The 15,133-nt window shown below is 61.1% G+C and carries 13 protein-coding genes and 1 other RNA gene; all 14 read right to left on the reverse strand.

Annotated features, from left to right (window positions below; translation table 11 throughout):
- Position 1: 1 nt before the first annotated feature.
- Positions 2 to 844 (reverse strand): cell division protein FtsQ/DivIB, encoded by an 843-nt coding sequence (locus R0125_RS15115; RefSeq protein ID WP_317238706.1) that lies wholly within the window; start codon positions 842 to 844, stop codon positions 2 to 4.
- On the reverse strand, positions 837 to 1,811 hold the full coding sequence (locus R0125_RS15120; RefSeq protein WP_317238707.1) for a D-alanine--D-alanine ligase: 975 nt from the start codon (positions 1,809 to 1,811) through the stop codon (positions 837 to 839). The genes R0125_RS15115 and R0125_RS15120 overlap by 8 nt, the downstream gene beginning before the upstream one ends.
- Positions 1,804 to 3,249 (reverse strand): UDP-N-acetylmuramate--L-alanine ligase, encoded by a 1,446-nt coding sequence (murC, locus tag R0125_RS15125; RefSeq protein WP_248184079.1) that lies wholly within the window; start codon positions 3,247 to 3,249, stop codon positions 1,804 to 1,806. Before murC ends, R0125_RS15120 begins: the two co-directional genes overlap by 8 nt.
- Positions 3,242 to 4,327 (reverse strand): undecaprenyldiphospho-muramoylpentapeptide beta-N-acetylglucosaminyltransferase, encoded by a 1,086-nt coding sequence (murG, locus tag R0125_RS15130; RefSeq protein ID WP_248184077.1) that lies wholly within the window; start codon positions 4,325 to 4,327, stop codon positions 3,242 to 3,244. The genes murC and murG overlap by 8 nt, the downstream gene beginning before the upstream one ends.
- Complete coding sequence (gene ftsW, locus R0125_RS15135; protein ID WP_248184280.1) at positions 4,320 to 5,522, reverse strand: putative lipid II flippase FtsW; 1,203 nt, start codon at positions 5,520 to 5,522, stop codon at positions 4,320 to 4,322. The genes murG and ftsW overlap by 8 nt, the downstream gene beginning before the upstream one ends.
- Positions 5,522 to 6,865: a UDP-N-acetylmuramoyl-L-alanine--D-glutamate ligase gene (gene murD, locus R0125_RS15140; RefSeq protein ID WP_248184074.1), complete on the reverse strand. Its 1,344-nt coding sequence runs from the start codon at positions 6,863 to 6,865 to the stop codon at positions 5,522 to 5,524. Before murD ends, ftsW begins: the two co-directional genes overlap by 1 nt.
- Positions 6,866 to 6,880: 15 nt before the next feature.
- Complete coding sequence (gene mraY, locus R0125_RS15145) at positions 6,881 to 7,966, reverse strand: phospho-N-acetylmuramoyl-pentapeptide-transferase (protein ID WP_248184072.1); 1,086 nt, start codon at positions 7,964 to 7,966, stop codon at positions 6,881 to 6,883.
- Positions 7,966 to 9,342 carry a UDP-N-acetylmuramoyl-tripeptide--D-alanyl-D-alanine ligase gene (locus R0125_RS15150; RefSeq protein ID WP_317238708.1) on the reverse strand — a complete coding sequence of 459 codons (1,377 nt, stop codon included), beginning with the start codon at positions 9,340 to 9,342 and terminating at the stop codon, positions 7,966 to 7,968. The genes mraY and R0125_RS15150 overlap by 1 nt, the downstream gene beginning before the upstream one ends.
- Positions 9,339 to 10,823: a UDP-N-acetylmuramoyl-L-alanyl-D-glutamate--2,6-diaminopimelate ligase gene (locus tag R0125_RS15155; protein ID WP_317238709.1), complete on the reverse strand. Its 1,485-nt coding sequence runs from the start codon at positions 10,821 to 10,823 to the stop codon at positions 9,339 to 9,341. The genes R0125_RS15150 and R0125_RS15155 overlap by 4 nt, the downstream gene beginning before the upstream one ends.
- Positions 10,824 to 10,827: 4 nt before the next feature.
- Positions 10,828 to 12,567 carry a peptidoglycan D,D-transpeptidase FtsI family protein gene (locus R0125_RS15160; RefSeq protein ID WP_317238710.1) on the reverse strand — a complete coding sequence of 580 codons (1,740 nt, stop codon included), beginning with the start codon at positions 12,565 to 12,567 and terminating at the stop codon, positions 10,828 to 10,830.
- Between the two features lie 32 nt (positions 12,568 to 12,599).
- On the reverse strand, positions 12,600 to 13,004 hold the full coding sequence (ftsL, locus tag R0125_RS15165; protein ID WP_248184279.1) for a cell division protein FtsL: 405 nt from the start codon (positions 13,002 to 13,004) through the stop codon (positions 12,600 to 12,602).
- Between the two features lie 2 nt (positions 13,005 to 13,006).
- A complete protein-coding gene (gene rsmH / locus R0125_RS15170; RefSeq protein WP_317238711.1) occupies positions 13,007 to 13,993 on the reverse strand; it encodes a 16S rRNA (cytosine(1402)-N(4))-methyltransferase RsmH in 987 nt (328 codons plus the stop codon).
- The gene (gene mraZ, locus R0125_RS15175; protein WP_248184066.1) at positions 13,990 to 14,442 is read right to left on the reverse strand and encodes a division/cell wall cluster transcriptional repressor MraZ; all 453 of its coding nucleotides are present in this window, start codon (positions 14,440 to 14,442) and stop codon (positions 13,990 to 13,992) included. Before mraZ ends, rsmH begins: the two co-directional genes overlap by 4 nt.
- 306 nt (positions 14,443 to 14,748) lie before the next feature.
- Positions 14,749 to 15,098: RNase P RNA component class A (rnpB, locus tag R0125_RS15180), an RNA gene on the reverse strand.
- Positions 15,099 to 15,133: the final 35 nt, after the last annotated feature.

Genomic DNA, 15,133 nt, shown 5'->3' on the forward strand with positions numbered 1-15,133 from the left:
GCTATAATTTTTTTCCGGAGCCGGACACCACGTCCGACTTCCACTTAACCGCCACCCCATTGGTGTAGCGGGCATCCACCTGGCTGACTTCATCCTCTCGGGAGATCAGCCGGTTTTCGTACACGGTAATAAAGCGCGCGAAGCGCTCCTCAACCTGATCGCGTCCCAGCACCACTTCAATGCCGTTAGCCAGGGTCAGGGTCCAGGCGCCCCGCTGCTCAAGGGTCAGACCGGCAAAGCCCAGACCGTGCCCCCCCAGAGTTTCACTCATGGTGCGGGCCATACGAATCACATCCTTGACCCGCTCATCCGGCCCCGCCAGTCTCGGCAGGCGCCCGGCAACCTCGGGATTCCCGGGCGAAAACAGCTCGCCGGCACGGCTCACCAACCGGTCACCGTTCCAGTAGGCCAGCGGCTTTTTCTCACGAATCTCGATTTCCAGCCGGTCGGGCCAGACCCGTCTGACCGCCGCCGATTCCACCCAGGGACGCAGCTCCAGTTCAGTCTTGATATCGGACAGATCGGTGGCGAAGAAGCTCTTGCCAATCCAGTCGCCGGCTTTCCGCTCCAGATCCGTCCGGCTTTCTCCGACCAGTGTGCCTTTCACGTCAATCGCCATGATCTGACGATCCATGGCATTGAGGACCTGCCCGGTCCCCCAGGGCACCATCGCCGCCAGCAGAACAATCGCGGCACCCATGCCCACCTGCAGCCAGGGCACTGCCGCCAGGACCGCTTTCAACAATCCGAACCGGTTCCTCTCGGGACCGAGGGTGGTTGCCCCCCGTCGCCGCGGGGGATCGGACGGTACCGCCCGACTCCGGATCAGAAGGTTTTCAAGCATCGCCGTCCTCCAGGGTGTCCTTGAGAATCCGCACCACCAGTTCCTCAAAACTGATACCGGCCGCGCGAGCGGCCATGGGCACGAGACTGTGGTCGGTCATGCCCGGGACCGTATTGACTTCCAGCAACCAGAAACCGCCATCGCGATCCTGCATGATGTCGACCCGCCCCCAGGTGCGGCATCCAATGACCCGGAACGCATCCAGAGCGAGGTGCTGTAACTCAAGCTCGGTTTCCGGATCCAGGCCACAGGGAATCCGGTAACGGGTGTCGTCTGCCAGGTACTTGGCGTCGTAATCGTAAAACACATGGTCAGTGCTCAGCCCGATGGCAGGAAGCGCCTTGTCCTGCAGCAGGCTGACGGTAAATTCCGGCCCCTCAACCCACTCCTCTACCAACACCAGTGAATCGAGGGCACTGGCCTCAAGGTAGGCGTCGGCGAGCTCGCCGCGACTGGTCACCTTGCGAATGCCGATGCTCGACCCCTCGCGGGACGGCTTGACACTCAGGGGCAGCGATAAATCACGGAGAATGTCGTCAACCTCGCTCACGGCGCCCATGGCGCGGAACTTCGGGGTGGGCAGACCGCAGCCTTCGAACACATACTTGGTGCGCAACTTGTCCATCGCCAGGGCCGACGCCAGCATTTCGCTACCGGTGTACGGAATCCCGGCCTGGGACAGGATGGCCTGCAGCGTGCCGTCTTCCCCGCCACGGCCGTGGAGTGCAATGAACACGCGGTCAAACTCGGGGCTGTCCACGGTGCGCAGCAGGCAGCCTTGAACATCCACGCCGTAAGCGTCTACCCCGGCAGACTGCAGCGCAGCGAGTACCGCGTTGCCACTTTTCAGCGACACCGCCCGTTCCGCTGAGTCCCCCCCCATGAAAACCGCCACGCGCCCCAGAGCGCGCACCGTTTCCGGAGAAGCCTGATAACCCTGTGTATCCACGCGCTTCGCATCACTCACTGGCAATCACTCCTGCCGCCGCAAGGCGTGCAGCAACACCACCAATATCGCCGGCGCCCTGGGTAATCAGCAGATCACCGTCCTGCAGGGCATTGGCCAGCAGCTGTTCGATTTCGTTGTTGTCTTCCACAAACACCGGTTCCACATTCCCGCGCTGGCGGATGCTGCGGCACAGTGCGCGGCCGTCGGCGCCGGGAATCGCCGGTTCGCCGGCAGAGTACACGTCCATCAGCAGCAATCCGTCCACCTCGGAGAGTACCTTGACGAAGTCTTCGTACAGGTCGCGGGTGCGGGAGAATCGGTGCGGCTGGTACAGCATGACGATGCGGCGGCCCGGCCAGGCGTCCCGGGCGGCACGAATCACTGCGTCCACTTCCGTCGGGTGATGGCCATAGTCGTCCACCAGCGTGACGTTACCGTTGGGCGTCTGGTAGTCGCCATACACCTGGAACCGGCGCCCGACCCCGGCAAAACCGGCCAGCCCGCGGCAGATGGCGGCGTCATCAACCCCTTCATCGGTGGCCACGGCAATGGCCGCCAGGGCATTCGCGACATTGTGGCGGCCCGGCATTTTCAGTTCGACCTGAAGATCCGCACGACCGCCGGGGCGACGCACCACAAAGTGAGTCCGCAAGCCGTCGGAGGTAATCTGCTCGGCACGGTAATCGGCATCGGGATTGTCGATGCCGTAAGTAATGATGGCCCGGGAAATGCGCGGGATGATTTCCCGCACGTAGGCGTCATCCACACACATCACCGCGATGCCGTAAAACGGCAGGTTGTGCAGGAAGTCCACAAAGGTCTGTTTCAGGCGCTCGACATCGCCACCATAGGTGTCCATGTGATCGGCTTCGATGTTGGTAACGACAGAAATGACCGGTGTCAGGTGCAGAAACGATGCGTCACTCTCGTCCGCTTCCGCGACCAGATACCGTGAGCCACCCAGTTGCGCATTGGTGCCGGCGCTGTTGAGCTTGCCACCGATCACAAACGTCGGGTCCAGCCCGGCCTCACCCAGGACCGAGGCGATCAGGCTGGTGGTGGTGGTTTTACCGTGGGTACCGGCCACGGCAATGCCGTGACGGTAGCGCATGATTTCCGCCAGCATCTCGGCACGGGGCACAATCGGCACCCGCCGACTGCGCGCCGCAACCACTTCCGGGTTGTCGGCTGCCACTGCAGTAGACACCACCACCACATCGGCACTGGCACTGTTCTCTTCCTGATGGCCGATGTACACGTCGACGCCCATGGCTTTCAGGCGATCCGTCACCGCCCCCTCGCGGATGTCCGAGCCGGACACGTCGTAACCCTGGTTTTTAAGCACCTCAGCAATACCGCTCATGCCGGCGCCGCCAATGCCCACAAAGTGAATGCGGCGAATACGGCGCATTTCAGGCACCTGATAGACCAGTGGCGTATTCATTGCGTCAGCCATTGGCGGCCTCCAGACAGTAATTCACGACTCTCTCCGTTGCATCGGGGCGCGCCAGCGATTTTGCCGCTTTCGCCATATTCATTACCCGGGACCGGTCATTGGCCAAGTCCCTCAGCGTTTCAGCCAGCGCCTCAGGAGCAAGCCGGGGCTGGGGAATCAACACCGCTGCCTTCGCACTCACCATTTGCTGGCCGTTTTTTGTCTGATGGTCATCCACGGCATGGGGGAATGGCACCAGGATCGCACCCACGCCGGCGACGCACAGCTCAGACACCGTCAGCGCGCCCGACCGGCACAAGACCAGATCGGCCCAGGCATAGGCTTCCGCCATATCCTTGATAAACGGCTCCACCGTTGCTGCCACTCCATGATGCTCATAGGCAGCGCGTGCTGCTTCCGCATGCTTTTCGCCACATTGGTGACGCACCTCAGGACGCTCGGCTCCGGCCATTTGCGCCAGGGCTTCGGGCACTTGCTGGTTGAACACCTGAGCACCCAGGCTGCCGCCAACCACCAGCAACCGCAGTGGCCCCTGGCGGTCCGCCAGACGCTCCTCCGGCATGGGCAACCCAGCCAGATCCTTGCGCACCGGATTTCCCGTGCAGCGGGTGACCACACCTGCTCCGAAACTGCCGGGAAACGCCTCCAGTACGGTTTCCGCAAAGCGCACCAGGATCCGGTTAGTCATACCGGCTACGGCGTTCTGCTCGTGGATGACCAGCGGAATCCTGCTGAGCCAGGCCGCGACGCCACCGGGACCGGTGACAAAACCGCCCATACCCACCACACAATCGGGCCGAATTTTCCGCACCACAGTAAAGGCCTCACCCAACGCGCGCATCAGCCGGAAGGGTGCTGTCAGCAGCGCCAGCTTGCCCTTGCCGCGCAATCCGGACACATGAATCAGCGACAGGGGAATGCCGGTGTCACCGATCAGGCGCTCTTCCATGCCGCCGGAAGAGCCCAGCCAGAAAACTTCGTGGCCCCGCTCCTGCAGCGTGCGGGCGGTGGCCAGTGCGGGGAAAACATGCCCGCCGGTGCCACCAGCCATCATCAGAAACCGGCGCGAATCAGTCATAAACCGCGCCTCCCCTGACCCGCTTGCCAGGCGTCTTCTCATTGGCCAGGCGCTGCTGATCCAAACGCTCCATTTCAACCCGCGCCAGGATGCCGAGGGAAATACAGGTAATCATCAGGCTGGAACCGCCGTAACTCACCAACGGCAGCGTCAGCCCCTTGGTGGGCAGCAACCCGGTGCTTACCGCCATGTTGATGCCGGCCTGCAGACCGATCAGCAGGGTGATGCCGTAGGAGAAACAGGCCGCAAACGGCATGTCTGCCAACTCGGCTCGGCGGGCGATAACGAAGCCGGTGACCACCAGTACGGCGAACAGGGCCAGCACCACCAGCGACCCCATCAGGCCGAACTCCTCGGCAATGATGGCGAAGATGAAATCGGTGTGGGCTTCCGGCAGATAGAACAGTTTCTGAATCGAATTGCCCAGCCCGACACCGGCCCACTCGCCGCGGCCGAAGGCAATCAATGACTGGGTAAGCTGGTAACCGGTGTCAAACTGGTCTTTCCAGGGATCCAGGTAACTGACAACCCGTTTGAGCCGGTAGGGCTGCGTCACAACCAGCACAATCCCCAGCGCAACCAGAATGCCAATCAGCGGCATAAAACGGCTGAGACGCACGCCACTGAGAAAAATCATGCCTGCCGCGGCCGTCACCAGAACCACCGTGGCACCAAAGTCTGGCTGAATGACCAGAAGAATGGAGGCGACACCCAGCACCACCAGCGGCTTCAGAAAACCGGCCCACGTGTTGAGCAACTCGTCCCGGCGGCGGACCACATAGCCGGCCAGGTAGGCGATCAGACACAGCTTGGCGACTTCCGAGACCTGAACGTTGAACAGACCGAACGGAATCCAGCGCGTAGAACCATTAACGGTGCGTCCCAACGGCGTCAATACCAGCACCAGTACCAGCATGCCAACACCCAGCAACAGCCAGCCACTGCGCTCCCACCAGGCAACAGGCACATTGACCGCCACCAGCGCGAGGAAACAACCAATTCCCGCAAATATCAGCTGACGAATCACGTAGTGATAGCTGTTACCCGCGGTTTCCGCCGCCATGTCCATCGAGGCCGAGGAAATCATCACCACGCCCATGACCATCAGGGCAACAGAACTGATGATCAGCAGCGGCAGTGGCCGCAGATCACTGAACAGCTGCTGGCGATCGGGAAGTGAGAGGCTGCCGTGCATCATAGCGCCCCCTCCACCGCGCGACGGAACTGATCACCGCGATCACCATAATCACGGAACATGTCAAAACTCGCACAGGCCGGTGACAGCAACACCCGGTCACCGGCCTGTGCCAGCTCCGCCGCCACGCCAACTGCTTCGGCCATGGTCCGGGCATAGGCCACATTCACCGCAGCACCGACGCTGTCGGCAATCAAACTGGCATCGCGACCGATTAACACCAACGCCCGACAATGCAGGGTGACCGACGCCTCCAGCGGTGAGAAATCCGCGCCCTTACCGTCACCGCCGGCGATCAGCACGACCTTTCCGTTCTCCGGTACCAGGCTGTCGATTGCGGCCACGGTAGCGCCAACGTTGGTTCCTTTGGAATCGTTGATGTAATCGACACCGTTGACCCGCGCCACGAATTCACAGCGATGCGGCAGACCGCGGAACTCGCGGACAACCGCCAGCATGGTGTCCATTGGAAGCCCTGCGGCATGCCCGAGCGCCAGCGCCGCCATGACATTGCTGATGTTGTGGCGTCCCATCAGCCTCAACTCGTTTGCCAGCAGCAGGTTATCGAAACCCAATGTGATCCAGGTGCCCTGTTCGTCGTCGCGGGTGCTGAAGGTTTCCGGATTGACCCGGTGGAACCCGAAACACAGAAAGCGCAAATTGTCACGGGCCATGGGCGTGCTCAAGGCATCGTCCAGATTGACGATGGCGTTCTTGCAGCCGCGGAAGATCCGTTGCTTGGCCTGGAAATAGGCCATCTTGGACGGATAGCGGTCCATATGATCATCGCTGACGTTCAGCACCGTGGCCGCCAGTGCATTCAGTTCTGCCGTGGTCTCAAGCTGGAAGCTCGACAGCTCGAGCACATACAGGTCGGCACCACGCCCGAGCAGATCCAGCGCCGGGGTGCCAATGTTGCCACCGACCTCTACGCGCCGGCCGGCAGCGGCGGCCATTTCACCCACCAACGTGGTAACCGTGGTTTTGCCATTGGATCCGGTGATCGCGACGATGGGCGCGTCGGCCGCCTCTGCAAACAGATCGATGTCGCCGCGGATGCGGGCACCGTTGGCGTGGGCCGCACGAATTGCGGGAGCCTCAACACTGATGCCGGGGCTGACTACCAGCTCATTGAAGGTGCTGAACAGCTCGGCGTCGAACGGGCCGGTGTGCACCGGCACTTCCGGCCAACCGGCTTGCAGGGCTTCCAGACCAGGCGGATGCTGACGGCTGTCAGCCACCGCCACGTCCCGCCCCTGATCGCACAGATAGCGCACGCAGGAAAGCCCGGTGATACCGAGCCCTACGACCAATGTGCGACGATCTGAAACGATGACACTCATAGAGACGTCATTCCCCTATCGCAGTTTCAGACTGGCAATGCCAATCAGAACCAGAACCACAGTTACAACCCAGAAGCGCACGATCACCCGTGGCTCAGGCCAGCCTTTCAATTCGAAGTGGTGGTGCAACGGCGCCATGCGGAAGATTCTCCGACCGGTCAGACGGTAGGAGGCGACCTGAAGAATCACCGAAACCGTCTCCATGACGAACACACCACCCATGATGAACAGCACAATTTCCTGCCGGACGATCACCGCAACCACACCCAGCGCAGCTCCCAGTGCCAGCGCGCCCACATCCCCCATGAACACCTGTGCCGGGTAGGTGTTGAACCAGAGAAAACCAAGGCCCGCACCCACCAGAGCCCCGCAAAACACGATCAGTTCGCCGGTGCCTGGCAAGTGCGGTATCAGTAGGTAATCGGCGAACTGGGCATGGCCCGAGAGATAGGCAAAGAGCCCCAGGGCACCGGCCACCATGACCGTGGGCATGATCGCCAGCCCATCAAGGCCGTCGGTCAGATTAACCGCATTGCTGCTGCCGACGATGACGAAATAGGTCAGCAGGATGAACAGCACCGGTCCCAGGGTCAGCGACACGTTCTTGAAGAAAGGCACGTACAGCGATGTTTCCTGCGGCAGCGTCGAGCTGAAGAACAGCACAATCGCCGCCGTGGCACCGATCAGCGACTGCCAGAAATATTTCCAGCGAGCCGGCAGGCCCCGTGGGTTACGTTCGACAACCTTGCGATAATCATCCACCCAGCCAATGGCACCGAACAGCAGGGTGACCAGAATAGTGACCCACACGTAGCGGTTGCTGAGATCTGCCCACAACAGCGTGCTCACGCCAATCGCCACCAGGATCAGCGCGCCACCCATGGTCGGCGTGCCGGCCTTGCTCAGGTGGGTCTGGGGACCGTCATCACGAACCGCCTGGCCAATCTGGTACTGGCTGAGTTTACGAATCATGACCGGACCAATCAGCAGTGAAATGGCCAATGCCGTCAGCGTGCCGAGAATGCCCCGCAGTGTCAGATACTGAAACACCGTCAGGGACGTGAAATATTGTGATAAAACCTCTGTCAGCCAGAGCAGCATTATGTAGTCACCTTTTCTTTCATTCCCTCTACCACGCGATCCATGGCAGAACTGCGAGAACCTTTGACCAACACGGTCATGGCCGGCTGTGGGTCCGCCAACAGGCGATTCACAGCGTCATCATGGATCTGACAGATTTCGGCCTGATTGCCGAAACCCTCTACATATCCTTCACAACCCGGCCCCACCACGAGCAGGCGATCGATACCCTGTGCTTTTGCAAACGCACCTACCTCCCGATGCAGGCTATGGCTGTCTGGCCCCAGCTCTGCCATGGTGCCCAGGACCACTACGCGGGCTCCGGCGCGGGACGCCAGCACACTGATGGCCGCTTTGATTGAGGCCGGATTGGCGTTGTAGCTGTCATCAATCAGCGTCAGTTGCGGCGCCAGCTCGATCATCTGCAGGCGCCCTTTGACCACCTTCAGCCGCTGGAGCCCATCCTGCACAGCCTGATCCGACACACTCAGGTCCCGAACGGCGGCAATAGCGAGCAACGCATTGGTGATATTGTGATCGCCCTGCAGCGCCAGAGTGACGCTACACTGCCAGCCATCGCGGTGGTGTGCGATGAAACTTTGTCCATGGATGTCGGCCGTCACCGCCGACGGGTAATAATCCGCCAGCTCGCTGGCAGAACGGCAGACAACAGAGATTCGACGCGCCGCCGCCCTGCGTTTCCAGACCGCGAGTGCCGGGTCGTCACCGTTGAGTACCACCAGACCGTCCGCGCTGACGCCGTCGATGATTTCGCCCTTGGCCTCCACAATGTTCTCGTAACTCCCGAAACCCTCGAGGTGCGCCTGCCCCGCGTTGGTCAGGATGGCCACATGCGGGCGCGTGATCGCAACCGTATGGGCAATTTCGCCCAGGCCGCTGGCGCCCAGCTCGATGGCACCGAATTGGTGTTCGGGCGCCAGACGAAACAGCGTCAGCGGCACGCCGATGTGGTTATTGAGATTGCCCTCAGTTGCCAGGGTTGCACCGGCCTCGGAAAGTATCGATGCCACCATCTCCCGCACCGTGGTTTTACCACTGCTGCCTGTCACCGCCACGATGTGCGCTGAGCTCTCACTGCGGTTACCGGCCGCAAGCTTTGCCAGCGCATCTACCGTATCCGTCACCAGGATCTGGGGCAGCGCCACATCGGCCTGTTCGGTATCAACCACCGCAGCAATGGCGCCGGCCGCACGGGCCGCATCCAGAAACCGGTGGCCATCAAAATTCTCACCACGCAGGGCGACAAACAGGTCGCCCGGCTGTATGCCCCGGGTGTCAGTGGACACACCGGAGTAGAGCACCCCCTCCGCAGCAGTGTCATGGCACTGACCCGCGGTCATCCGGGCCGCCTCCGCCAGCGAAAAAGCGCGCATCATGCCACACCCCCGTTAAGCTGCAGCGCGTGGCGCACCTGCTCCGCATCACTGAAATGCGCGCGTTGACCGGCAATTTCCTGATAGGTCTCATGTCCCTTGCCGGCGATCAGTACCACATCGCCCTCGCTGGCCTGGCGAATCGTTCGGGCAATAGCCTCGGCCCGGTCGTGAATCACAGTGACCGATTCCGGGTAGGTAAAGCCTTTGAGAATATCCCGGGTGATGGCATCAGGATGCTCTGTGCGTGGGTTGTCGTCGGTGACGACAACCACATCGGCGCCTTTCTCGGCCTCAGCCGCCATTTCCGGTCGCTTGCCGCTGTCGCGGTCGCCGCCGCAGCCAAACACGCAGTACAGCCGACCGCTGACGTGGGGGCGCAATGCCGCCAGAGCGTTGGCCAATGCATCCGGTGTGTGAGCGTAATCGACCACAACGCGAACGCCATTCTCCCCGGCAAAGGGCTCAAGGCGCCCGGGAGGCGGCTGCAGAGTACTGACCGCTTTCTGCACTCGGTCCACCGGAACCCCGAGGGAAAGCACCGCGGCCATGGCCGCCAGCACGTTGCTGGCATTGAAGCTGCCCATCAGCGGCACGGCAATGTCAAAGGCGCCCCATTGACCGTCCACTGAACCCGCAAAACCCTGGAGAGTGGGTTCAAAAGCGGTCAGCCACAATTCCGTCTGGGCTTCATGCAGACTGTAACGTACCCGGTCGCATTCGCCCGCGAGCTGGTTATACAGCTGCCGCCCGAACGGGTCGTCAAAATTCACCACAGCAAAGTGCAGCTCTTCGCGCTCGAACAGTTTGGCCTTGGCAGCGCCGTATGCCGCCATGTCGCCGTGATAATCCAGGTGATCCCGGGTGAGATTGGTGAATACCGCTCCGGTCATGGTCACGTGGTCAATGCGACCCTGGTCCAGCGCGTGTGAGGACACTTCCATCGCCGCGGCCCGCCCTCCCTGGGCGAGCACGTGGGACAAGACCCGGTTGACCTGCACCACGTCCGGCGTGGTGTGGGACGCCACCTGCAACGCACCCGGCATGCCGTAGCCCAGCGTGCCAAGCACCCCGCAGGGTGTTCCGGTCTGCTGCAGAAGCTGCGCGATGTACTGACCAACCGATGTTTTACCGTTGGTCCCGGTTACGCCGATCAGCCGCAGCCGCTGCGACGGGTGCTCGAAGAACCGATCGGCAAGGCGGCCAATTTTCGCGCGCAACTCTGTAACAGGCACCACCAGGGCGCCGTGGTATTCACGGCACTCTCCTGGCTGATCCGCCTCGAGAATGATGACCGAGGCGCCGGCCTTGACGGCCTGATCCACGTAATGATCCGCCGGCGTTCGCTGGCCAGCCAGGGCAATAAAGGCATCTCCCGACGTCACCAGACGGCTGTCGGTTTGCAGGCCATGTATGGTGACATCGAACACCGACGGCACCGGCGCAATCCCCTGCATTAATGTGCTGAGTGATGTGATACACATACCTTTACCCCCGCTCCCCGGGTGTTTTCTGGCTTACTGAGGCGTCGCCGACATCGAGCTCCGGCTTCACATTCAGCAGACGTAAGGCATCGCTCATTACCCGGGCGAATACCGGGGCAGCCACTTCGCCACCGTAGTATTCTCCGGATTGAGGCGCGTCCACCGCCACAACGGTCACGATCCTCGGATGATCAATGGGCGCCATTCCGGCAAAGATGGCCTTGTACTGGCTGTCCTCGTAACCGCCTTTGCCCACCAGATGGACGGTGCCGGTCTTGCCACCGGCGGAATAGAACCCCGGCTGGGCCCGCTTGCCCGTGCCGTTCTCGACGGCCTCGCGCAACATGTTCCGCACCTGAAATGAGACATCTTCTGACAACACCCGTTCCCCCGGCGGCCGCTCATCGACCTTCAGCAGACTCAGGGGGTACCGAATACCGCCATTGGCCAGCACCATGTAGGCCTGCGCCAACTGGAGCGCATTCACGCTCATGCCGTAGCCATAGGAGAGCGTGGCCTCCTCAACGGGGCGCCATTTCGGCGGTGCTGGCAGCACCCCAACGGCCTCTCCCGGAAAGCCAATACCGGTGGGCTGACCAATACCAAGACGCGCGTAAAGATCTCGAATAACATCACCGCCCAGATCGGTGGCAATCCGGCTGATGCCGACGTTGCTGGATTTCGCGATGATATCGGTCAGCCCCATCACGCCGTAGTTGCGGCTGTCACGAATGGTAAAACGACCAAAGCGCCGATAACCCGGCGCTGTATCAATGGTGCTGTTGTGACTGTATTTGCCCGATTCCAGCGCTGCCGCCATGGTGACGGGCTTCATGGTGGACCCGGGCTCAAAGAGGTCGGTTATCGCCTTGTTCCGGAGACGGTCCGAGCTCAATTGGCTGCGGTCGTTGGGGTTATAGGATTCCTGATTGACCATGGCGAGCACTTCGCCGGTATCCACATCCAGCATCACCAGCGTTCCGCCGCGCGCACCGTGGGCGCCAACAACCGCTTTCAGTTCCCGGTAGGCCAGGTACTGCAGGCGGAGATCGATGCTCAGAGCCAGGTCACCGCCGGGGCGGGCCTCGCGGATCAGCGTCAGATCCTTGATCACACGACCACGGTTATCCTTGAGAACCCGCTTACGACCGCTCTCACCGCTGAGCCAGGCGTTGTAGGCCAACTCAATGCCTTCCTGACCATTCTCATCGATGTTGGTAAACCCCACCACGTGGGCCGTCACCTCACCCGCCGGGTAGTATCGACGGTACTCCTGACGGCTGTAGATGCCCGGAAGCTCCATACCCAGCGCGCGTTCGGCCAGGTCCGGCTGCACCTTGCGGCGCAAATAGATGAATTCCCGGCTGGCGTAGGTTCTGAGCCGCTGGCGCAAGCGTGCTTCACTGATATCCAGCAAGCGGGCGAGGTGCGTCAGGCGCGGATCGTCCGGGTCCATTTCCGAGGGGTTCGCCCACAAGGTGTGCACGGGGGTACTCACAGCCAGCGATTCGCCATGACGATCGGTGACCACGCCGCGGTGGGCATCAATGGATTCGACCCGAATGGTCCGCACGTCGCCTTGCTGGCGCAGAAACTCGTTATCAACAACATGCAGATCCACGAGACGCCAACCCAGCGCAGCAACCACGATCAGAAACACGCCCAGCACGGAGCCGTAGCGCCAGGCTGCTAGCCCGGCTGCTACCCGCTGACCCCATGTTGTGCGCTTTCCCTGATCGGACAAAACAGTCACCCTGCGTTTGTTGTTTTCGCGGCTCAGAGACCGGCTACCGGTGTCATCAATGGCACCAGCACAATATCCTCATGCCCCGGCACGACCATGCCGAATCGCTGGGCTGCCAGACTCTCAACGCGGCTGTGGGCGCTCAGTGCACTCTGCTCAAGCAACAGCTGACTCCACTCCCGCTGGTACAGGTCCCGCTCCGCATGCAGCTGAGACAGCGTATTGAACAGTTTGCGGTTCTCATAGGAACTGACCACCACACCGATGGAAGAGGCAATCAGCAGCCCCACCAGCGCCATGGAAATCACCACGCGCTTCTGTTGCAGCGCCTCGAAAACCTGCTGGGACACCCGAATGGCACTGGCCAGGCCGTCCTTCACTTTCTGCCGATTCAGCCCCGCATTCCTGACTGTTGGTTCAATCGCTACCGCGCCCATGGTCATGCGCTCCCCTGCTTGTCCTGATTGTTTTGAACACGTTCAAGCACGCGCATGACTGCGCTGCGAGCTCTCACGTTGTCGCTGATTTCTTCCGTATTGGCCTTGCTGGCCTTGCCTACGAGGCGAAACTCCGGGGCCTCCTGGGCGGCAGTGACCGGCACGCCTTTGGGCAACCGCGGCCCGCGCGCCAGATCCCGCATGAAGCGCTTGACCACCCGGTCCTCGAGCGAATGAAAACTGATCACCACCAGGCGACCACCCGGCGCCAGCCGGTCCACCGCCGCGGCAAGCCCGGCCTCAAGATCCTCAAGCTCCCGATTAATAAAGATCCGGATTGCCTGGAAGGTCCGGGTAGCGGGATGCTTGTGCTTTTCTTTTTTAGGGACGGCTTTGCTCACCAGCTCTGCCAACTCCCGGGTGGTGCTGATGGGCGACTCCTGCCGCTGCTCCACCACCAGACGCGCGATACGGCGAGAGAACCGCTCCTCGCCGTATCGGAAAATCACGTCAGCAATGTCTTTTTCATCCGCCTCTGCCAGCCATTGCGCGGCACTGGGGGCCTGCTGCGGATTCATCCGCATGTCCAGCGGTCCATCCCGCATGAAACTGAAGCCTCGCGATGCGTCATCAAGCTGGGGAGAAGACACCCCCAGGTCCAGCAGCACGCCGTTGACGGTGCCCCAGCCCTGACCGGCGATCGCTTCGTTCAGGTCAGCGAAGGAGCCGTGGTAACAGGAAAACCGCTGATCCTGATCCGCCAGCTCACAGGCCACCCGGATCGCTTCGGGATCCTTGTCGATCCCCAACAGGTGGCCAGAATCTCCCAACTTTCCCAGCACAAGACGACTGTGACCACCCCGGCCAAAGGTGCCATCCACGTACAAACCATCGGGGTCGTTAACCAGATAATCGACCGCCGAATCCAGGAGCACGGAGCGATGCGAGAACGACTGGCCCGCTAGCCCGTGCTTGCGTTCGGAGGTCATAGGGACAATGCCTCCATTTCCGGCGGCATGTCATCGTCGTCGGTGGACTCATCCAGCCAGGCCAGCCAGCGCTCCTCACTCCAGAGCTCCAGCTTCTTACCCTGGCCGATCAGCATCAGCTTTTTCTCCAGGTGGGCGTAGGAGCGCAGCGTCGGCGGCACCAGAATGCGACCAGCACCGTCCAGCTCCATGGGTGCCGCATTACCGAGAATGAGGCGCTGAAGCCTGCGGGCAGCCTTGTTCATATTGGGCAGCGCTTCGATCTTCGGGCGCAGAATCTCCCATTCCGGTTCCGGGTAAAGCAGAAGACAGCGCTCTTCATCGGCGTTGGCCGTCAATACAATGCGGCCACCACAGGCTTGCGCGAGCTCTTCGCGCACCTTGGCGGGGATCGCTAAGCGACCCTTCGCATCCATATTGATGGCATGACTGCCGAGAAAATTGCTCATTCGCACCGACTCTGGGGTTCAGAAACCTAAAAAAACCACTAAAAACCACTTTTTCCCACTCCTGCACACTATAGAAACACGCAATACACAATGCAAGCGCCGTTAACGGCGTCGCACCTGTAAAAGTTCCTTTTATGACAAGAGGTTAGAGGCGAGGACTCGCCAGATATCGGAGATTAACAAAAAGAAACGGAGAAAAATCATAGACCTGCAAAAAGGTCTGAAGATAGCAAGTGAGGTTTAAGATTTTTTGGCTATAAAGGACGCTGCCTCAGAATGACAAGCATCACAAAGGCAGGTTAAGAAAAAACGAGCTCGCCGGTAAGCCGGGTTCTGTCGTGGACAGTCATTCATCTAGGGCCTGCGTCACCACAGGCCTCAAGCAACCTACCCGAATCCAGCGCGGGCCACGCCATTGGATTCCTATTTGGTCTTGCTCCAGGTGGGGTTTACCATCGCCGTGAACTGTTGCCAGTCACGCGGTGCGCTCTTACCGCACCGTTTCACCCTTACCGGCGCCCGAAGGCGCTTAGGCGGTCTGCTTTCTGTTGCACTTTCCGTCGGCTCACGCCGCCCAGGCGTTACCTGGCACCTTGCCCTGTGGAGCCCGGACTTTCCTCCCCCAGCGGACTGGCGGCGACTGTCTGGCGAGCTCGGGCACGAAGATACCCTTGCGACCGGGGAGGCGCAA

The organism is Marinobacter sp. M-5 (assembly GCF_032911545.1).
Classification (GTDB): domain Bacteria; phylum Pseudomonadota; class Gammaproteobacteria; order Pseudomonadales; family Oleiphilaceae; genus Marinobacter; species Marinobacter goseongensis.

Excerpts from the sequence above, each read along its gene's own strand:
- R0125_RS15115 (WP_317238706.1), bottom strand. The coding sequence starts at position 844 with ATGCTTGAAAACCTTCTGATCCGGAGTCGGGCGGTACCGTCCGATCCC.
- murC (WP_248184079.1), bottom strand. The coding sequence starts at position 3,249 with ATGGCTGACGCAATGAATACGCCACTGGTCTATCAGGTGCCTGAAATG.
- murG (WP_248184077.1), bottom strand. The coding sequence starts at position 4,327 with ATGACTGATTCGCGCCGGTTTCTGATGATGGCTGGTGGCACCGGCGGG.
- ftsW (WP_248184280.1), bottom strand. The coding sequence starts at position 5,522 with ATGCACGGCAGCCTCTCACTTCCCGATCGCCAGCAGCTGTTCAGTGAT.
- murD (WP_248184074.1), bottom strand. The coding sequence starts at position 6,865 with ATGAGTGTCATCGTTTCAGATCGTCGCACATTGGTCGTAGGGCTCGGT.
- mraY (WP_248184072.1), bottom strand. The coding sequence starts at position 7,966 with ATGCTGCTCTGGCTGACAGAGGTTTTATCACAATATTTCACGTCCCTG.
- R0125_RS15150 (WP_317238708.1), bottom strand. The coding sequence starts at position 9,342 with ATGATGCGCGCTTTTTCGCTGGCGGAGGCGGCCCGGATGACCGCGGGT.
- R0125_RS15155 (WP_317238709.1), bottom strand. The coding sequence starts at position 10,823 with ATGTGTATCACATCACTCAGCACATTAATGCAGGGGATTGCGCCGGTG.
- ftsL (WP_248184279.1), bottom strand. The coding sequence starts at position 13,004 with ATGGGCGCGGTAGCGATTGAACCAACAGTCAGGAATGCGGGGCTGAAT.
- rsmH (WP_317238711.1), bottom strand. The coding sequence starts at position 13,993 with ATGACCTCCGAACGCAAGCACGGGCTAGCGGGCCAGTCGTTCTCGCAT.
- mraZ (WP_248184066.1), bottom strand. The coding sequence starts at position 14,442 with ATGAGCAATTTTCTCGGCAGTCATGCCATCAATATGGATGCGAAGGGT.